Annotated in this window: 20 protein-coding genes and 1 pseudogene; 6 read left to right on the plus strand and 15 right to left on the minus strand. The window is 42.5% G+C overall.

Annotated elements, in window-relative coordinates; genetic code table 11:
• Positions 1-6: 6 nt before the first annotated feature.
• Complete coding sequence (locus ACI3E5_RS08610) at positions 7-1032, minus strand: Gfo/Idh/MocA family oxidoreductase (protein ID WP_194185400.1); 1026 nt, start codon at positions 1030-1032, stop codon at positions 7-9.
• A gap of 204 nt (positions 1033-1236) precedes the next feature.
• On the opposite strand from ACI3E5_RS08610, the gene ACI3E5_RS08615 reads away from it, so the two are divergent.
• The 4 genes from ACI3E5_RS08615 to ACI3E5_RS08630 all read left to right on the plus strand — a co-directional run bounded on the left by ACI3E5_RS08615 (position 1237) and on the right by ACI3E5_RS08630 (position 4129).
• The gene (locus ACI3E5_RS08615) at positions 1237-2103 is read left to right on the plus strand and encodes a MurR/RpiR family transcriptional regulator (RefSeq protein WP_194185399.1); all 867 of its coding nucleotides are present in this window, start codon (positions 1237-1239) and stop codon (positions 2101-2103) included.
• 23 nt (positions 2104-2126) lie between these two features.
• On the plus strand, positions 2127-3092 hold the full coding sequence (locus ACI3E5_RS08620) for a Gfo/Idh/MocA family protein (RefSeq protein ID WP_121261370.1): 966 nt from the start codon (positions 2127-2129) through the stop codon (positions 3090-3092).
• A gap of 158 nt (positions 3093-3250) precedes the next feature.
• Positions 3251-3475 carry a hypothetical protein gene (locus tag ACI3E5_RS08625; protein ID WP_005226057.1) on the plus strand — a complete coding sequence of 75 codons (225 nt, stop codon included), beginning with the start codon at positions 3251-3253 and terminating at the stop codon, positions 3473-3475.
• Positions 3476-3652: 177 nt separating this feature from the next.
• Positions 3653-4129, plus strand: a complete 477-nt coding sequence (locus tag ACI3E5_RS08630) for a GNAT family N-acetyltransferase (RefSeq protein ID WP_194185398.1) — start codon at positions 3653-3655, stop codon at positions 4127-4129.
• Between the two features lie 65 nt (positions 4130-4194).
• On the opposite strand, the gene ACI3E5_RS08635 is transcribed toward ACI3E5_RS08630, so the two are convergent.
• The 8 genes from ACI3E5_RS08635 to ACI3E5_RS08670 all read right to left on the minus strand — a co-directional run bounded on the left by ACI3E5_RS08635 (position 4195) and on the right by ACI3E5_RS08670 (position 12557).
• Positions 4195-5244, minus strand: a complete 1050-nt coding sequence (locus ACI3E5_RS08635) for an AI-2E family transporter (RefSeq protein WP_194185397.1) — start codon at positions 5242-5244, stop codon at positions 4195-4197.
• 172 nt (positions 5245-5416) lie between these two features.
• On the minus strand, positions 5417-6274 hold the full coding sequence (locus ACI3E5_RS08640; protein ID WP_194185396.1) for a triphosphoribosyl-dephospho-CoA synthase: 858 nt from the start codon (positions 6272-6274) through the stop codon (positions 5417-5419).
• Positions 6275-6286: 12 nt separating this feature from the next.
• Positions 6287-7372, minus strand: a complete 1086-nt coding sequence (locus ACI3E5_RS08645) for an acyltransferase family protein (RefSeq protein WP_194185395.1) — start codon at positions 7370-7372, stop codon at positions 6287-6289.
• A 24-nt stretch (positions 7373-7396) separates the two neighbouring features.
• Positions 7397-7990: a malonate decarboxylase holo-ACP synthase gene (locus ACI3E5_RS08650; RefSeq protein ID WP_194185394.1), complete on the minus strand. Its 594-nt coding sequence runs from the start codon at positions 7988-7990 to the stop codon at positions 7397-7399.
• Positions 7991-7993: 3 nt separating this feature from the next.
• Entirely contained in the window at positions 7994-9676 is a 1683-nt protein-coding gene (mdcD, locus tag ACI3E5_RS08655) for a biotin-independent malonate decarboxylase subunit beta (RefSeq protein ID WP_498821504.1), read from the minus strand.
• The gene (locus ACI3E5_RS08660) at positions 9666-9965 is read right to left on the minus strand and encodes a malonate decarboxylase subunit delta (RefSeq protein WP_005226050.1); all 300 of its coding nucleotides are present in this window, start codon (positions 9963-9965) and stop codon (positions 9666-9668) included. Before ACI3E5_RS08660 ends, mdcD begins: the two co-directional genes overlap by 11 nt.
• Positions 9966-9990: 25 nt before the next feature.
• On the minus strand, positions 9991-11637 hold the full coding sequence (gene mdcA, locus ACI3E5_RS08665; RefSeq protein ID WP_194185392.1) for a malonate decarboxylase subunit alpha: 1647 nt from the start codon (positions 11635-11637) through the stop codon (positions 9991-9993).
• Positions 11638-11642: 5 nt separating this feature from the next.
• Positions 11643-12557, minus strand: coding sequence for an ACP S-malonyltransferase (locus tag ACI3E5_RS08670; protein ID WP_498821501.1), 915 nt, complete (start codon positions 12555-12557; stop codon positions 11643-11645).
• A 117-nt stretch (positions 12558-12674) separates the two neighbouring features.
• Here ACI3E5_RS08670 and ACI3E5_RS08675 point away from each other — a divergent pair, with 117 nt between their 5' ends.
• Complete coding sequence (locus ACI3E5_RS08675; protein ID WP_010748320.1) at positions 12675-13529, plus strand: LysR family transcriptional regulator; 855 nt, start codon at positions 12675-12677, stop codon at positions 13527-13529.
• Positions 13530-13742: 213 nt separating this feature from the next.
• Here the strand turns inward: ACI3E5_RS08675 and ACI3E5_RS08680 are convergent, their stop codons facing one another.
• From ACI3E5_RS08680 to ACI3E5_RS08700, 5 genes and pseudogenes are all read right to left on the minus strand, one after another.
• Positions 13743-14162: a cupin domain-containing protein gene (locus ACI3E5_RS08680; RefSeq protein ID WP_325845198.1), complete on the minus strand. Its 420-nt coding sequence runs from the start codon at positions 14160-14162 to the stop codon at positions 13743-13745.
• On the minus strand, positions 14163-14507 hold the full coding sequence (locus ACI3E5_RS08685; RefSeq protein ID WP_005226045.1) for a carboxymuconolactone decarboxylase family protein: 345 nt from the start codon (positions 14505-14507) through the stop codon (positions 14163-14165). It abuts the gene before it with no gap.
• 13 nt (positions 14508-14520) lie between these two features.
• Positions 14521-14748 (minus strand): annotated as a pseudogene (locus ACI3E5_RS08690) (flavodoxin); the annotation flags it as partial.
• 12 nt (positions 14749-14760) lie between these two features.
• On the minus strand, positions 14761-15042 hold the full coding sequence (locus ACI3E5_RS08695) for an NADPH-dependent FMN reductase family protein (RefSeq protein WP_228077365.1): 282 nt from the start codon (positions 15040-15042) through the stop codon (positions 14761-14763).
• Between the two features lie 166 nt (positions 15043-15208).
• Positions 15209-16090 (minus strand): LysR family transcriptional regulator, encoded by an 882-nt coding sequence (locus ACI3E5_RS08700; RefSeq protein ID WP_194185390.1) that lies wholly within the window; start codon positions 16088-16090, stop codon positions 15209-15211.
• A 289-nt stretch (positions 16091-16379) separates the two neighbouring features.
• On the opposite strand from ACI3E5_RS08700, the gene ACI3E5_RS08705 reads away from it, so the two are divergent.
• The gene (locus ACI3E5_RS08705; protein WP_074535879.1) at positions 16380-16568 is read left to right on the plus strand and encodes a hypothetical protein; all 189 of its coding nucleotides are present in this window, start codon (positions 16380-16382) and stop codon (positions 16566-16568) included.
• A 212-nt stretch (positions 16569-16780) separates the two neighbouring features.
• On the opposite strand, the gene ACI3E5_RS08710 is transcribed toward ACI3E5_RS08705, so the two are convergent.
• Positions 16781-17485 (minus strand): flavodoxin, encoded by a 705-nt coding sequence (locus ACI3E5_RS08710; protein ID WP_194185389.1) that lies wholly within the window; start codon positions 17483-17485, stop codon positions 16781-16783.
• Between the last annotated feature and the right edge of the window lie 235 nt (positions 17486-17720).

Below are 17720 nucleotides of genomic sequence, written 5' to 3' on the forward strand. Positions count from 1 at the left end.
TCTGCCTTATGACTCAGTGATCACTTGATTGATGCCTGTTTCTAGCATTTCGATTTGTAAAATCGTTTCTTCGTCTTTCACGATTTTCTCTTTGCCATGGATGATCGTTTCATAGACGCCCTCATACACACGGCTATAATCACCAATTTCAGAGATGACTTTTTCTTCATGGTAGTTCCCGTTAGCATCCATATAAGTTAGTGTGCCATAGTGCTCTGGCAAATCGATCCCAAAATCGGCATGATCTGGGAGATAAAACTGTTTTAGATGCTCTTCTTGTCGATCCTTGGTTTGTTTTACAAAAACGCCGTTTTCGCCATAAACGACAAAACTAGGCCGCTCTTTTAATCGGAAGTAACTAGATTTGACTGAGACTTTCATTCGACCATAAAACAGATCCAAATCGAAGTAATCATTCATGCGATTTTTTCCAAGCAATTGCCGAACCTCATAATGGACATCGTCTGGTTGTCCAAAATAGGAGATCACTTGGTCCAGTGTATGACAAGCGTGTCCGTACAAGTAGCTAGTATTCAATGAAAATTCGGTCACTGACCGTGGAATCTCTGGACGAAAATAATCATAATGCATCTCTACTTCTAAGAGATCTCCGAGCACGCCGCTTTCGATCACTTTTTGCGTGGTCAAAAAATCGGAATCAAAGCGGCGATTTTGATAGCATTGCACAAACAAGCCTTTCTCTTGCGCCAGTGCGAACAATTCCTTTGCTTGTGCCGAAGTTTCCGTAAAAGGTTTTTCGATCAAGACATTTTTCCCATGGAGCAAGACATCCTTGCCTAATTCATAATGCGAATGACTGGGGGTCGTGACCACAACTAATTGAATTTCAGGATCACGGTAGATATCCTCTAAGTCAGAGGTGTAATGAACGCCTTCTAGTGTTGGCCAGGTCAGCTTGCCGCTTGGTGAATAGATCGTCTTTACTTTGATCTTATCCTGTAGCTTGGTTGAAAAAGGCAGATGGTAGCGATTGGTGCTTTTTCCGTTTCCGAGATATGCGATAGTTAACATTGTGACGCCTCCTATGAATTGATAGCTTGATTATTGCTGATATCCTTCGAAATGAGAAGTCTTTTGCCAAAAACAGGTTCTTTTGACCAGACTTTTTCGCACACTGCTCAGTGGTTCTGAACATTTTTACCAAATTGCCAAAAAGGTACAGTTTTTGCTTTTGGTTTTCTTTGTCCTAGGCTATGATTAGAAAGAGGTGGTTTGATGTTATTAAGAGATAAATTACGGCTTCAAGAAGGATTGACCAATACGGAGAAACGGATTGCCGATTATATTTTGCAAAATATCAATGATGTGCCTTCGTTGACGATTGAAGTCATCGCTAAGCATACATACACATCCCACTCTTCCGTCATTCGTCTAGCCAAAAAGATGGGGTATGAAGGATTTAAAAGTTTTCGCTTAGGTCTGGCTGAAATTGCCCATAATCAGATGTTCAACCCAACCTTTGTTGACGCGAATTTTCCCTTTTCGCCTAAGGATCAAACACCTGACATTTTGAAAAAAATGGCCGATCTAACGATCAACTCGATCCACAAAACCCATGCTCAGGTCGCTCCAGAAATGATGGAAGCAGTGGTGCAATCGTTGGAAGCTGCGCAACGGATTTTCTTATTTGCTCGCGGCGATTCTCAGATCCGGGCAAGAAGTTTTCAAAATAAGTTGGTCAAAATCAATAAGTATCTGATCGTTGCTGATGAATATGGGGATGATGCGTGGAATGCATCGAACGTCACGCAAAATGATTGTGCCGTGTTTATTACCTACCGTGGGAAAAATACGCAATACGAAAAAATCATGCAGCACTTTCGTGATGTCGGGGTACCAGTGATCGTGATTTCTGGCAACGCCCATGCGAAAATCATCCCATTAGCGACCCATGCGATCATCGCTTCTCATGATGAACGTGATTTTCTCAAAGTCGGCACCTTTTCTTCACAGGTCGCCTTTGAGTATATTTTAGATTCACTGTTTGCATTGCTGTATGCCAAAGAATACCAAAAAAATATTGTCGAGTTAAGAAAAAAACAAACTGTTTTGGAATCAGGGATTCTCTCAGAATACCCGTAAACTGAAGAAAAGAGGGAAATGAAATGATCAATTGGGGAATTATTGGTGCCGGAAATATCGCCAATCGCTTTGCTGCAAGTTTAGAAAATTTTCAAGACGCCCAGCTTTATGGGGTTGCTTGTCGTACGATGGAAAAAGCGCAAGCGTTTCAAGCAAAATTTCCGTGTGATGCCGTCTTTGATGACTACCAAAACCTATTAGATGATCCAACTATCGATGTCGTTTATATTGCTTTGCCACATTTGTATCATTATGAATGGATCATCAAAGCCTTTCAAGCGAAAAAAGCTGTTTTATGTGAAAAACCAGCAACCTTGACTGCACAAGAAATGCGCGATGTACAAAAACAAGCTCAAGCACACGAAGTCTTCTTTATGGAAGCCATGAAGCCACGCTTCACCCCAGCGTATCGCAAACTAAAAGAACTTGTGGATGGTGGTCATATCGGTGAGCTAACAAGTGTCACGACTACTTTTCGCCGCCATTTACCAGTCGAAGGCAGTTCTTACCATTATCTGCCAAAACAAGGGGGTGCTTTATTGGATATGGGGATCTATAACTTAGCCTTTATCCAAGATTTTTCACCAGAAAATTTAACTGCCGAACTGATCGATTACAGCCTGTATGAAACTGGGGTTGATACCTATGTTGAAGCACGCTTTGTCAGTGAAGACTTTGTTGCAGTGATTGAGACTGGATTTGACCAAACAAAAGAGACGGTGGCGGAGTTACAAGGAACAAAAGGGAAAATCACGATCCCCAACTTCCATCGCCCCGCTTCTTTTACCGTGACGATTGACCAAGAAGACACGGTCTATGATATTGGGTACGAGATCGATGATTTCCATTCGGAGATTCAAGCAGTTCATACCGCTCTTGCACAAGGACAACTCGAAAATCCCCTGATGTCCTTAACGGATAGTATTGCCTGTATCGCTTTAGCTGATGAACTAAGAAGCTTACTAGATGCGGAAAAAAAAGACAATTAAGATCATGCCCCATCGTTTTTGAATAGAACTGACCAGTGGTTGCCACTCGGTCAGTTTTTTTGTCAAAAATTGAGCGCTTTCTTTGACGCTATTGAAATGGTTATATTATATTTATTGAGTATATTTTTATACAAATAAAAAAAGAAAGGAAAACGCTTATGACTCCAGAAATTATAACGTATCTTATTTGTTTATTGACCTTCGCTTATCTAGCTGTGACGGTTTTTACTTTTGTAAAAAATCGTCGGACAGGTGACGGCTATCGCCTCCGTATTTTTTACGTGTTGGCAGCAGCACTCGTCTTTTTGCTTTCCGTTTATGCAATCGCAACCGGTCAAACCTATGACGACTTAGTGACATCGATAAATGATCTTTTTCAATAAAACAACGACGGCACGAACCCCAGCGGATCTCTTCGTTTGTGAACCTGTGGTTGAGGGAAGGATCAAAACAGAAACGAGCCAATGAAAGACTGCTAATCGATGGCTTTTCCATCAGGATCTGCTAAGCCGAATCAATGTCTTTCAATAAATGATGTCTGATTTTTTATGGAGGTGTGCATGCTCATTCAGCTTAAAGAAGCGAAGCTTTCCGATCTGCTTTCAATCTACTTGATACAAAAAGCGGCCTTCAAATCCCTCTTTCTCCGTTATCAAGACAAAGAAACTTCTCCCTATTTACAAAGTTTCGAGAAGCTAAACGCAAAGTTTTCTGCGTCGAATACCACTTATTATTTAATCATGACCGCTCAGAAAACCGTGGGCTTTATAAAACTGACGGTTGAGCAGGAACATACGACGAAGCTATCTTCCATCGCCCTTCTTCCCTCCTACGAGAACCGCGGGATTGGTAGACAAGCAATGATCTTGATTGAAAGGAACGTACAAACAGATACGATTCGTTTGAATACGATCCTGCAAGAATCCAAACTGGTTCACTTTTATCATTCTTTGGGGTATTTCCCAACAGACAGGTTTCAAAGCCCCTCTTCAGCAATCTGCTTTGTCTCCTTTACGAAAAAAATTGCTGCAAAATAAAAAAGCCATCTCGCCTTTCATCGGCAGAGATGGTTTTTTCTATCAATTGCCATCCTTTACAGCAATCATTTTTGTTGGTCCTGCAAGGTGTCATCGGATTTTTTACGCAATCGCGGAATCTCTTTCACATTCATTAAATCTAAAAAGAAAGTGAACAATGGGATCCCGATGATCAAGCCCCACAAGCCAAAGAGATGTTCGCTAAGATACAGGAGAATAAACGTGTAAAACATCGGGATCTCTGTTTTATTAGCCATCAAGCGCGGATTTAAGATATAGGATTCCAACGCATGAACAAACACTATGATCAATAGAATGTAGATCACGTCATTAAATCCGCCGATAGAATAGGCAATAAACGTCAATGGAATACACGAGATGATCACACCAGCAACAGGAATCAAGCTGAGAAAGAAAATCATCAACGCCAAACTCAACAGCTGCGGAAAGCCCATCACCGCTAAGGCGAAAACAGTGATCGCTGTATTGACTAAGGCGATCACCAACTGCGTCTCGATCACATTTCCGAAAGCCCGCGTAAACTTAGCTCCTAAATAGTAAACATCTTCAAAGAACCACGCCCCTCGCCCTTGCAAAAACAGCCGAGAAAACGCAACGGTCTTTTTGTTATCGATCATAAAGAAGAAGCTAAGCAGAAAGGAGATCAGCACAGTCAACGCCAACTCACCGAAATTATACAGATAATTGATCACGACCAGAACGCCGCTTTGTAATTTCTGGATGTATTCGCTGGTCTGCAATAAATTCAAGACATATTCGATCAATTCATTATTGGAGTCTGTCCGTTGGTAGAAATCAGCAACGGAATTGACTAATTGGACGGATTGTTTGATGATGATAGGTACATAATTTGTTGCTACTAAATAAAGAATAAAGACAATCAAGCTGTAAGTCAGGATGCTCGTAAGCTTGATGGGCAGATGGCTTTTTCGATGGAGCAAAAGAACCAGCCGATAAATCAGATACGTAAAGATAAAGGTCAGCAAAAGAATGGTCATCAGACTGCGAAACAAAAAAAGAATGCCCGCAAGCATAAACAGGACCGTCCAGCGCCGCAACACAAGATTTTGAAGAAAAGCATTATAGTATTTCATCTGTAACTCCTTTATTCGTTGCAATGGAGCAACGAAGCATTTCAGTAGTGCCTAAGAATTATCTAATCATTAAACTATGCAAATAGCAAGAGATTTTATTTTTCTTAATCGAGCGAAAAAATGAAACAAAAAATCCTTAGAAGAATCGTTGCCTTTCTTCTAAGGAAAAGAGTTATTGGTAAACGGTCTTTCCTTCGTTTACGGGTAAAACCGAGTTGATGGACAATAAAAAGAAGCTGGCAGCCAACAGATCAGCACTGCCGCCTGGAGACACATTTTCTGACTGGCAGAAGGCTGCTAGTGCGTGAAATGCTGGGTTCGGCAACGATTGCTGATTGGCTTTTTGTGCGAGTTGCTGAACCAGTGCCAGTACCTCTTGATTGCTGCGGTATAAAATACACGTATCGTCCAGCGTAGCGATGATCGCCAACAGCATGTGGAGCCTTTTTTTGGTCTCATTGGAACAATCCCGAGAAAAATAATCTGCTAGAGCGATTTGAACATGAGGGAACCCAGCAGCAGCTTCCCCATACGCACCGAGATGTCCATATTTGGCTTGAACCGTTTTGCCATGACTTTCTGTTTGTTGAATCAGCGCGCGATCAGGAAATGCAGTGAGAAGCTGGATGTCAGAAAAGACTTCTGGTAAAAAAATCCGCTGTTTGCGACTAAGTTGGCTACTGACGGCGCTGATGAGCAAGCCTAATGCCCAGATGGCTCCTTTATGAGTGTTGATGCCACCAGTGGCTGCCAACATCGCCTGTTCTGCCTTCCGACCGATTGCAGCGATTGCTTCCCGCAACTCTTGAGACATGCTGCTTCCCCAAGACACCAAGGCCATTTCTTCAAAGTATGGCGTCAATGCTCGAGCTGATCGTAGAAAGAGTGCTTGATCCATATCGTGATGGGCACCTGAATCAATGGCATCCACTAACCCAGGTTTTGGGGACAATGTCACTTCTGCAATCAAGGCTTCTTCTACCAATTGGGCGAGTCGTCGACAATTTTCTTCTACAGCTAATGCAAACATCCAACTCCTCCTCTAGTTTTTGATTTGACCTTTGATCGTTACCCATAAAACATGCAAAACATAGCTTGTTAAAAAACCACAGCTGGCAGTTGCCAAATAAGCGACGATGATCATGATGCCCATTGGCAGTTGCAGCATCAAATCTTTGAAGCATAGCAACAAGACTTGAAAGACAAAAACATTGGCAAGATAGGTTCGATACGCATAAGTAGACAGCCACTTAAACGTCCCTAACTGTGGGGCATTGTTTTTGATCATGGTTGATCCAAACATAAAGACTGCAAAAATCAATACTAAGCTATATAAGCTTTGCAATGTATTTAAATACGGTGCATGAGCGAAACTTAGATCACCTGCATAATGTAGCAGATGATTGGCAGATAATAGCCCTAATGCTAAGCCCACTGGCAAGAAAGCGTAGCGAATCTTGTATAGGAAGCGATAAACGGTTTCGTGATAAATCAAAGCGGCTTCGCCATAGATCCCGTAGATCACAAAGCTAAAGACAAACCGATCCAATAAATACCAGCTTTCATGATGCGGTCCTTCAAAAACTTGGCGATCATAAAATACATACCAAACGACATACAAAGCAGTTGCGACGATCAATACTGGCCAAACAGCTTTTTTCTTCGTCAACACTTTGTAGCCTAACCAGACAAAAAACGGCATCAACAATTGGATCTGCAGCATCATGATCGTATACCACAAGTGTGGCGCCGCATCCCCCGTCACATATTTCAGTAAAAACGTTGCTGTGTCAGTATAAGGTTTTCCTTGTTGGACAGCGGGAAACAGCCATAAATAAGCCGTCGTCCAAAGCACATATGGCACGACAAGTTCAAAAAACTTTTCTTTCAAAAATTCTAGATAAGACAGATGTTGACTAGTCTTAACCATGTTATAAACAATAGCAAAAATAAACAGGGGTGCGGTAAATTTCACCAAGACATAAAAGGTACCGATGAATGCTGCAGTCTTTTCATCTTGGGTATTGGATAAGGCAAAAGTCAAAATCGTTTGCATCATTACTGCTGTCACGGCAAATACTTTTTGGAAATCACTGATGTTGATTTTTAAATCGTTGTTCTCAAACATGTTTTTCGCTCACTTTTCTAATAATTACCAAATCTCAGTGGTGAGTTTTGGCCCTTCGTCTGTTTTTACTAAGATTTTTTTTGATGGATGTTCCAAATACTCCTTTAAGGCAAACCCGCCTTGTTTTGTGATAACTTGAACATCGATCTGTTGAAAAAAGGCTGCCTGCTTTTCCAATAGTTCCAGTGGCAGCTTTTCTTTCGTGTCGGCATAAAGCAACAGATCTAAATCACTGGTCGGCTTGATTGCTGCCTGTTTTGCAGCCAATTCAAAACCCAAGCTGCCACCGATTCCCCAAGAATAGTGCTTCAATAAAAGCCGTGCTTGTTGATAGCTGCGGTAAACTGGATAATTGGCTACTTCATTGAATCGAAAGCTCTCACGAGTGATCAATTCCCAAGGATGGATCGTTCGTTTGATCATGTTGCAGGGTGCCTCAAAGGCAAACCGTTCTTGCCGCTTTTCCCCGCGCAACCCCACTGGTAAATAGCTGGGGTTACGGGGTTTCCCACGACGGACGGCCGCAAAAAGCTGTTCTTTTTCAGAAAACCATTTGGGAATATCAATCATATCAAGAACTTCTTTATCTAATTGAACGATATCGTGGGCACGGTTCATTCGTTACTCATTCCATTCTGCATTCATTTTTTCAAATACGTTATTCGTTTCCAGCCGGCCGCTCTTTTTAGCGATCGGATTGGTGTAGCGACTGGTCAACATCGTGTCATTCGTTTTACGCACATCATCAATCGCCTCATTGATCGCTTCAATTACAGTCGCTTTGCTTTCAGAGGTGACAGACTGATCCGTAATGGAGGATAAGAAAGTGAAGATTGCCCCAAGTTTCGTATAATTTTTGATATCATAAGCAATACTTGGTACTTTTTCCGCCGCGGCTTCAATCGCTGCAATCGACCGTTTGGTGACTCGACTTGCACTTTCTTTTGACATTGCTTGAACAGTGATCTTTTCACTATTTAATGCGATCAGACGACTTGATTGCAAGCCATGCGCTAAGAAAGCCCCAGAGATCGCATTACCAGCGATAAAACCGATCACTGGATGACCCGCTTGGCGTAGTTTGGCATAAGCTGCCGCACTATTTGCTAAAGCTGCATGAATACCAATCAATTCTTCATTATAGCCATACGCTTGGCTAGGGACATCGATGACCGCAACGATTGGCCGTTTGATTGCTTTCTCTTTGTCTTCGTGATAAACAGTTTCTAACAGATGGCCCATCTCGTACCCTTCGACTAAACCAACTTCTCCATTGCGTACCCGATACATCGGATTATTTGCGTTTGGCACGATCGCTGTAACAACGACTTCTTCAGTAAAAAGGTCAGATGCAGCTGCATAGACTGTTGCACTAGTTGAGGTTGGGAACTGCAGATTCGTCAATGCTGAAAACCAATGATAACCGATACTGTCAGCAGCAGCTTCTTGGCCTTCTGTTACAGTAATAGGTGCCACTTCAGTTGCTTTATGCGTTGCAAGAGCCTTATTGTATGCCTCGATAGTCAGCGGCTTTGATAGATCAAGTTCGTTTAAAAGAGAAAGATAAAAACCACTTTTTTCGCTGCGATGACTGTCTTTCTTTTCAACCATCGCCGCAATCACAGCTTCTTGGATCGATTCGACACTGTCAGTCACTAGTTCATCGATCATTTGTGCTTCCAAACGTTGTTTGGCGCCAATGGTATTCCAAATCAAATCTTTATCACTGGAATCAAATTCTCTCACGCCAGCTTCTTGTTCGATGACTTCAGGACCGTTCAAACCGATACGGGCTTTCTTCGTCGCTATCAAGTAGCTCATAAGTGCTGAGGTAATCGACATACCGCCAAAAGAACCCACCCGACCTGGCACTAAGCCAATCACTGGCACATACGATTTTATTGCAACGATCAAATTGCCGATTTCTGCGATCGACAATAAGCCGTAATTCGCTTCTTGGAGGCGTACCCCACCAGTATCGAGGATGATGATCGGTGTGATCTGATTGCCCTTTTGGTTTTCTTCCAACACATGCGTCAATGCAGCGATGATTTTAGCACCAGAAACTTCACCGATACCGCCACCTTGGAATTTCCCTTCCATAGCGATCACGACCACGTTTTCTCCAGAAATCGTTCCACGACACACAACGATCCCATCATCGCTTTGTGGCACGATGTCTTGAGCCACCAGATTGGGTGCGATCATTTGGTCGAATGGATCGATCAATTCACGACCGCTCTTGGCATCCAATAATGCATGCACCCGTTCTCGAGCATTTAATTCTACAAAACTATTCTTCATCTGCTAGTTCCTCCATTGCTTGGGTTAATCGTAGGTAAACCACACCGGGAGTGGCGCCAAAGTCGTTGATCACTATTTGCGCACTGATTGGATAGCGCTCAAAAAAACGCGTCAAGACATTTTGCCACACATCGCCAAAGCCGTCACTTCCTGTACAAACTGAAACGGTGGTTTCTTGTTTGTCTGTTGGAAAAAGCAGAATTTCCAAGTCACCAGAACCCACCACGCCAACATGGACTTTTTTGGTGACTGGTTTCGTTGTTTGATACGTATAAGCTAATTTTTCCATCTCTTCTTCTCTCCTCTTGCTCTTATTAAGACCACGTTCTGAATTTCATTGGCGGTTCGTACAACCCATCGGACCATTCGATCAAATCATCAACGGTTTGAGCTGCTAGCAATGATCGTTTGGCATCACTGCGTTTGATCCCTAAGTCTTCTGGTAATTTCACGATCCCCGCTTTGCGAAGGGCATCCAGAGAAGCTTTTGTGCTGGTCATTCCTAGTGGGGTTACACCACCGATGGCTGCGATGGCTGCTTGTTTTTCCTCTTTTGATTTTGCTTTATAAAGATAAGCGATGCCTTCTTCTGTCACGATATGCGTCGTATCTTCGCTATAGATCATAATTGGGGCATTGGCTAAACCAGCTTGCTTTTGGACAGCCAACGCATCTAACGTTTCTACAAAAACAGGTTTTTTATTGGACCCATACGTTTCAACCATTTGAACGACTAATTTTTGTCCTTTTGCTAAAGGATCTGTTTCATCCCGCAAGGATTGCCAAGCTGGAGTCGAATGCCGACGGCCCCCCGGATTATGCCCCATATTTGGTGCACCACCAAACCCAGATAAGCGGCCTTTCGTCACTGTAGAAGAATTTCCTTGATAATCTAGTTGTAAGGTCGAACCGATAAACATATCGATGGCATATTGACCTGCAGTTTGGGATAATGCTCGATTGCTGCGCATCGTGCCGTCTTTTCCGACAAAGAATACATCGGGTCGAGCGGCAATATATTTTTCCATACCAACTTCCCCACCAAAACTGTGGATGCTTTCGACCCAACCAGATTCGATAGCTGGAATCATCGTTGGATGAGGATTCAAGACCCAGTTTTTCGCTACTTTTCCTTTGATTCCAAGCGTTTCTCCATAGGTTGGTAAAAGTAACTCGATCGCAGCGGTGTTAAAACCGATCCCATGATTCAACGATTGTACTTCATGTTCTGCATAGATTCCTTTTAATGCCATCATCGCCATCAAAATTTGTAATTCCGTAATGTTTTGCGGATCTCTCGTAAAGAGGGCTTCTAATTGATACGGTTGGTCTGCTACCACGACGACATCGATCCAATCGCTGGGAATGTCGACCCGCGGCAAACGATCGACCACTTCATTAACTTGAACGATCACAATCCCATCTTTAAAGGCTGCTGCTTCGACGATCGTTGGCGTTTCTTCCGTATTGTAACCTGTATAAAGATTTCCTTGGCGATCGGCTTTGTCCGCCGCCACAAGGACCACATTCGGAATCAAGTCGATAAATAAGCGGCCATATAATTCCAAATACGTATGAATGTCCCCTAATTTCATAGTTTTGTCTTCAATCATTTGGGCAACGCGCGTACTTTGTGCGCCTGCATAAGAAAAATCGATTTTCGCTGCAATGCCTTTTTCAAATATCGTCAAATGTTCTGGACGGGAGATACTCGACATGATCATATGCAAATTATTGACTTTTTGAGCATCGACTTGTTCTAAGCTTTTTGATAGGAAGCTTGCTTGTTTTTGATTGTCGCCTTCAAGGACCACTTTGTCTCCCGGACGGATCAACTGTTCTAAAACTTCAATGATCGCTTCCGTTGGGACATAGTTTCCATCGAGAAGATGCTCGATTTTTTTCATGGTTTGGGCCTTCTTTTCACGTTTACTTGCCCAGTTTCTTGCAGGTTTTTCCATTCTATTCATCTCCATTTTTGATATAGGAATAAAGCATCATCCAAGCCATGTTGATCCAAATTGATCACACGGATCGCTTTGTTTTCACCAAATTTTGCTTGGATCAGTTTTGTTAGGGTATTGCCAGGAGGAAATTCAAGAGCCAAATCAAGTCCTGCTTCGTAGGCAACATCCATGATCTTGTTCCACTGCACCGGATAAGCAATATTTTGCAGCAAATCTCGACGGATCTCTTCAGGGTTCATGGTCATCCGACCATCCGTATTTTTGAGGTAGGGACAGATAGGCACATCAAGGAATACCGTGTTCATAAATGGCGCAAACCGTTTCACGGGTTCTGCCATCAACACACAATGGGACGGGACAGGCACTGCTAAAAGTTTGGCGGTTTGCGCATGATAATCTTTCGCTTGAGCTAGCGTCTTGCGCAAGCCTTTGATATGACCAGAGATCGTATGCTGCATGGGGCAATTTTCATTTGATAAATAGACGGGAGCAGCAGGATCAAATGTTTTTGCCACGAGCGCTTCTGCTTCACTTCTCGTTACACCAACCAGTACCCCCATGGCATAATCAGTCGGATAGGCTTCTTTCATCAATGTCGCCCGATGATAGACCAAGCTAGCGGCATTTTCGAAACTCAAGCTTTCACAAGCTAACGCAGCGGAAAAAGCGCCAATCGAATGCCCCGCCACAAGCTGAGGTTGCACACCAGATGCTTTCATCTGGTCCGTGTAAAAAGCCGCTTTTACTAAAAGGGCCAACTGAATAGAGACGGTATCTTGTTTGAGATCCCCCGATACAGGGTGTAAATCAAAGCCTGTCGCCTGTTCTAGCCGATGGAAATAACTGGCAGGCACGTTCTCAAGCATCTTGCTGGTCTGACTGCCTTGTCCTGGGTATAAGAAACCTGTACTCATGAAACACCTCCTAAACAATTTCTCTTTCCTGTGTCATAATAACGGAAGTTTGTTATAATAAAAAATACCAGTTTCGTGAATATCCATAACCAAAAGGTATGGAAAGAGGAGTATCTGATGAACCTTGATCATTTACGCTACTTTAAAAAAGTAGCCGAATCGAAAAATATTACCCAATCTGCACAAGAATTATACATCTCACAACCTGCCTTGAGCCGTGCCATGAAACACCTAGAAAGTGAACTAGGCGTTCCTTTGTTCTATCATGCCGGTCGGCATATCGAGTTGACGATGTATGCTGAAGAATTTTATCCCTATGTCGTTGAGACGTTAGCACGTTTCGACGAAGGAATGAGTGCGATCCAAGCCTTAAATGGAGAAATGGTCCCTGCAGTGACGATTTACTCTGAAGTCGCTTCTGTTTCCTTGCCCAACTTGGTGGCGACATTCGTTGAAAAGCACCCTGAGATCCAACTTTCGATCAAGCAGCACGGCAGTAAGGAGACCAACAAAGAACAAGCCTTCTACATTACCTCTGAGCCAAAGAACGGCTTGACCAATCTGCCAATATTCACGGAACCCATCTTACTGGCGATCCCCAAAAAGCATCCCTTGGCAGAAAAAAAAGACTTGCAAGTTGCCGATATCCAACACGTGCCTTTGCTGATGCTGGTTGAAAACAGCCCGCTGCGTAGAACCATCGACGAAGCTTTTGAAGCAAAAAAAATCAGTTTGGCTATCGGTTCAACGACGGACGATCCGGCGACGTTGCGCTCCCTTATCAATCAAGGACTAGGAATCACGTTCTTTCCTAAAATTACTTGGGGCTATGAAGATGAGGCACCTTTCGTTTTACGTGAACTAGCAGATTTCCCCTTATCAAGGACGATCTATTTAGCATCAAGCTTTACTAAAGGTCATCCCATGACAAAACTAATTGCAAAAACGTTGATTGAATTTTATCTTGGCTAAACAAAAAGAAGCGTCCATTCGCACGTTAGCTGTGCAAGTGGACGCTTCTTTTTTCTCTCCTATTTACAAAGGTTGAATCATCGGCTCGACCGTACATTCATTCACATTGATCACTCCGATCTCTTTTGACTCGCCACACTATTGGCTGCCCTAGTCAGGTGAGACCCCATAAGATTTGTTACACGCCTTCCAGTACGGCTGCCTTATCATCGCTTATGCATCAGGCAATTGATCGTATTCTTCATCACTGACTGCTTCTAACCATTCTGAAGCACCAGCAGTAATCGCTACATGGGCAAACCAACTATTTTTTGCTGCACCATGCCAATGTTTGACCCCTTCCTTAATGACTACGACATCACCAACAGTAAGTTTTTGCGGTTTCTTGCCTGCTTCTTGGTACCAGCCTTCTCCTGAAGTCACCAACAACAATTGATACCCACCATCGATATGCCGATGCCAATTGTTGCGGCAACCTGGTTCAAAAGTCACATTGCCAACGTTGACTGGAATCGCTGGATCAGCTACTAAAGAATTCAAGTAACTCTGACCGCTAAAATATTGTGCATAGGCGTCATTTGTATTGCCTAATGAAAAGATTCCAGCTTCTTTTGCTGCATCGAGTTCTGACATTTATTTTTCCTCCAATTCAGCTAGCTCTTCTTGATAAACCGTTTTGGCGATGTTAAAAGCAGACCAAGCTTTGGGCCAGCCAACATAGAAAGCCAGATGAGTGATTACTTCTGCAATTTCTTCTACTGTGATCCCGTTTTCCTTGCCAATCGTCAGATGGGCAGTCAATTGTTCAAAATTGCCACCCGAAATCAAGGCAGATATCGTTAATAAACTTCTTGTATGAGGAGCCAATTCTTCCTCACGTGACCAAACTTCACCAAATAACACATCATCATTTAATTGCGCAAATTTCGGCGCAAATGTCCCTAGATTATCTCTTCCTGCAGTTTGTTTCTTTACCATATCGATCGACTCCTTATTCTATTGTGATAAAATGCTGGCTCACCCAATTTTCAATGGCAGTATCCGCCTTATTCACTCGTGAACCACGGATGGCTAATCCAGGATAAATGAGGGCTTCAGGACAAGTTTTTTTAAAGTCTTCTAGGCTATTGCCGAATCCTGAGCCTTCATGAGTACAAAAGGGAAAAATAATCTTCCCATCGAAATGATGGTCTTTTAAAAAACTCGCCACGATCATCGGATAGGTCCCCCACTAGTTGGGAAATCCAACAAATAGTACCCGTTCTTTAAAAAACGCAGACGGTACTGTTTGATAGCGGGGAAAATCATTAGCAGCTTTTTCTTTTTTTGCATGTTCGACCATCGCCCGATAACTTTCAGGATAAGGTTCCACAGGGTCAAGAGTATAAAGGGGGCATTGCAGCTGCTCTGACAGCTTCTCTGCTAGAATCTGCGTATTTCCTATGCCCAGTTTTTTGAGCTGTCCCTCAATCAGATTTTCACCAGCTCGTGAACAAACAAGTATTGCCGCCATTGTGTCACCTCCTACTCTTTGTTTCCTGATAGATTTAATGGTAAGCCAATCGAGTTGGATTGGCTAATGCTTTTTCACACAAGACCTTATGCTTACAAAGCATAGCTGGTTTCAAAACACAAAAAAGAAGCGGATATCACCGCTTCTTTTGATGTTTACACTGAGACTATTGAAAGGAATCGCGAAAACGCCGAATAAACTCGATAACGACTGGTGACAGCACACGATTCTTTTTCCAGACCAATACACAGCTGGTCTCGATTTGTGGTACTAAAGGCAGAAACTTGATTGCCTCATTCCTTCGTTCTCCGACTGCTCCGCTGATGGTCAATGCCGAACCAACATGGTTTTCTACTAAGGAAAAGACATTGAATATTAAATTGTAGGTGCCTACGATCGGCAATGCTTTCACTGGTGTCTTCGACCATTGACTGAACATTTGCTGTACTTCTGGACGCTTGGAGATCAATAAAGACACACCTTTGATGTCTTCGGGTGTTATTTCTTCTTTATGCGCAAGAAAAGAATCAGCCGATGTCAAAAAGCCCCATGTTTCTTTTCGTGGAAGAACGATTTTTTCGTACTTCTCGATTTCAATCGGTTCGATCAAGATCGCTAGATCCAACAAGCCTTTTTCCAGACAATCGCTGATGTCATCTCCTGTACCACTATGAATATGAAAGCGAACATCAGGATAATCATTGATAAATTCTTCCAACATCAAGGAAAGCGTATCGGAATTATCTGCTTCCACACAACCAATCGTGAAGTGACCGCTAAATAAATGTTTCTTACGATCTTCAAACGCTTGCATTGTCTGGTCTGTCAAACTCAAAATCTCTTCCGCACGGCTTTTTAAAAAACGCCCCGCTTCCGTTAAAACCATTTTACGACTATCACGAGTGAATAGTGCCGTCCCTAACTCGTCTTCTAATTCTTTTAATTGTCGACTCAATGTCGGTTGTGTGATGTGGAGCACTTCTGCAGCTTGAGAAATCGTCCCTTCCTCCGCAATCGTGTAGAAATATTTTAATAACCGAATTTCCACAAAATCTCCTCCTCATTTTTTTCTTTTGCATTCAAGGTGTTCGAAACAAAAGAGAACCTCCCTCTCCAGTCTCCTTATCAATTCTTATGATAACAAAGAATCACTGTTCCAGCGAATCTAGCTAAAAAAGCGTAGGAAATTGCAGAATTGTAAAAAGATTCGTCAACCACATGTAAAAACTGTTCGCTTAAACGAACAGTTTTGTCAGCTGCTTGCTTTTTACGGCTTTTGGCGTAGGATATATGAGTATCTTGGTATGAGTCCTCATACAATGATTTGGAGGAATACAATGTTAAATTTATCAATTCTATTATTTTGTGTAGCGATCGCTTTACTCGGACTTGCAGGATTCATCTTTAGAGTGCGTGCGTTGCTGAATAAACGTCCGTGGAATGGTCCTGTATTGCCATTGTCGGTTATTGGTGTGATTCTTTTCATCGTCTCTTTGGTCATGATCTACCTTTCTTATCCGAAATAACAGAATTGTAGTCAACCTAGAACGAATAAATTGGAAAAATTGACTATTCTCGGGAATAAGTAGGAGCTTTTGCTTCTAATCCATCAGCGCATCCCCAAATGATTCATAAATCAACTTCATTAGTTTACCATAATTATATTATGATTATTTCGGTTTGTGGTACATCATGAACATGTAGCCAATTGAGAAACGGCTACTAAACTTGAATTTTGCTAATATCCTAGTTCATCGAGCCAATTCAACAGATTCGGTTCAGCCTCTTCAACACTTCCCGCTCTTGCTGCAAAGCCTTCCAGAAAGTCATACGCTGGATACAACGTTTGAAGTTCGTTTTGACTATTGGTCAGTCCACTTCCCCCATGGGTTGCAAAAGGAATGATTTGTTTATCCGTAAGATCATAGGTTTCAAGAAATGATAAAACGGCTCTTGGGGCACGGTTCCACCAAACGGGAAAGCCGATAAAGAGAACATCCACTTCAGTCATTTCGGCAACGTCAGTCATCAACGTTGGTCGGGCATCTTCTTCCACCTCTCTAGTCGCAAAAGCTGTATGTTCATCGTAAACGTTAGGGTAACCTACTTCTGTTTGAATCGAGAACAACGCACCGCCGGTCTGTTCAGCAATCATTTCTGCTATCACCTGGACATCTCCTACCAAGGTGTCATCGATTACATTAAAACTACTTCCAGAAACTGCTTCGACCGCTGGTTCATGCTCTAAATTTTCTGGTCTTGTGAAGTAGGCGATCAAAATATCCGCCTCTCCATCAATCCCTGTTTCTCTCATTTGTTGCGTAACGGTGTCACTAGTACTTGTTTCCGTTGTACCAATGTCTGGCTCGTCATTCATTGAATCACTGCTGCATCCTGCTAGAAAAATCATTGTCAGAAAAAGTCCTTTTGTCCATTTGTTCATTGAATTACTCCTTTCTTTTCCCATCAAAAATGGTAGTTCCAGTATAATTCTTGAAGTGGACTTTAAGGCAAGGCAAAAAAAGATTTTTAGGGTTTCCTTTCCCTTTCTCTCACAGAATCAGCACATTATAAGAAACCTTAAAACATTAAGCGTAGCTTTACGGCTCTCCCCTGTCTTATCTTTCATTTTTCCTCGTGATCTATATTTTTACAAGGTTATACCTAATGAAAACAGT

The sequence above is a fragment of the Candidatus Enterococcus avicola genome (assembly GCF_047470845.1).
GTDB classification, from domain to species: Bacteria; Bacillota; Bacilli; order Lactobacillales; family Enterococcaceae; genus Enterococcus_D; species Enterococcus_D casseliflavus.

What these genes read in the sequence shown, in the direction of transcription:
- ACI3E5_RS08610 (WP_194185400.1), bottom strand. Translation starts at nt 1,032, where the DNA reads ATGTTAACTATCGCATATCTCGGAAACGGAAAAAGCACCAATCGCTAC.
- ACI3E5_RS08615 (WP_194185399.1), top strand. Translation starts at nt 1,237, where the DNA reads ATGTTATTAAGAGATAAATTACGGCTTCAAGAAGGATTGACCAATACG.
- ACI3E5_RS08620 (WP_121261370.1), top strand. Translation starts at nt 2,127, where the DNA reads ATGATCAATTGGGGAATTATTGGTGCCGGAAATATCGCCAATCGCTTT.
- ACI3E5_RS08625 (WP_005226057.1), top strand. Translation starts at nt 3,251, where the DNA reads ATGACTCCAGAAATTATAACGTATCTTATTTGTTTATTGACCTTCGCT.
- ACI3E5_RS08630 (WP_194185398.1), top strand. Translation starts at nt 3,653, where the DNA reads ATGCTCATTCAGCTTAAAGAAGCGAAGCTTTCCGATCTGCTTTCAATC.
- ACI3E5_RS08635 (WP_194185397.1), bottom strand. Translation starts at nt 5,244, where the DNA reads ATGAAATACTATAATGCTTTTCTTCAAAATCTTGTGTTGCGGCGCTGG.
- ACI3E5_RS08640 (WP_194185396.1), bottom strand. Translation starts at nt 6,274, where the DNA reads ATGTTTGCATTAGCTGTAGAAGAAAATTGTCGACGACTCGCCCAATTG.
- ACI3E5_RS08645 (WP_194185395.1), bottom strand. Translation starts at nt 7,372, where the DNA reads ATGTTTGAGAACAACGATTTAAAAATCAACATCAGTGATTTCCAAAAA.
- ACI3E5_RS08650 (WP_194185394.1), bottom strand. Translation starts at nt 7,990, where the DNA reads ATGAACCGTGCCCACGATATCGTTCAATTAGATAAAGAAGTTCTTGAT.
- mdcD (WP_498821504.1), bottom strand. Translation starts at nt 9,676, where the DNA reads ATGAAGAATAGTTTTGTAGAATTAAATGCTCGAGAACGGGTGCATGCA.
- ACI3E5_RS08660 (WP_005226050.1), bottom strand. Translation starts at nt 9,965, where the DNA reads ATGGAAAAATTAGCTTATACGTATCAAACAACGAAACCAGTCACCAAA.
- mdcA (WP_194185392.1), bottom strand. Translation starts at nt 11,637, where the DNA reads ATGGAAAAACCTGCAAGAAACTGGGCAAGTAAACGTGAAAAGAAGGCC.
- ACI3E5_RS08670 (WP_498821501.1), bottom strand. Translation starts at nt 12,557, where the DNA reads ATGAGTACAGGTTTCTTATACCCAGGACAAGGCAGTCAGACCAGCAAG.
- ACI3E5_RS08675 (WP_010748320.1), top strand. Translation starts at nt 12,675, where the DNA reads ATGAACCTTGATCATTTACGCTACTTTAAAAAAGTAGCCGAATCGAAA.
- ACI3E5_RS08680 (WP_325845198.1), bottom strand. Translation starts at nt 14,162, where the DNA reads ATGTCAGAACTCGATGCAGCAAAAGAAGCTGGAATCTTTTCATTAGGC.
- ACI3E5_RS08685 (WP_005226045.1), bottom strand. Translation starts at nt 14,507, where the DNA reads ATGGTAAAGAAACAAACTGCAGGAAGAGATAATCTAGGGACATTTGCG.
- ACI3E5_RS08695 (WP_228077365.1), bottom strand. Translation starts at nt 15,042, where the DNA reads ATGGCGGCAATACTTGTTTGTTCACGAGCTGGTGAAAATCTGATTGAG.
- ACI3E5_RS08705 (WP_074535879.1), top strand. Translation starts at nt 16,380, where the DNA reads ATGTTAAATTTATCAATTCTATTATTTTGTGTAGCGATCGCTTTACTC.
- ACI3E5_RS08710 (WP_194185389.1), bottom strand. Translation starts at nt 17,485, where the DNA reads ATGAACAAATGGACAAAAGGACTTTTTCTGACAATGATTTTTCTAGCA.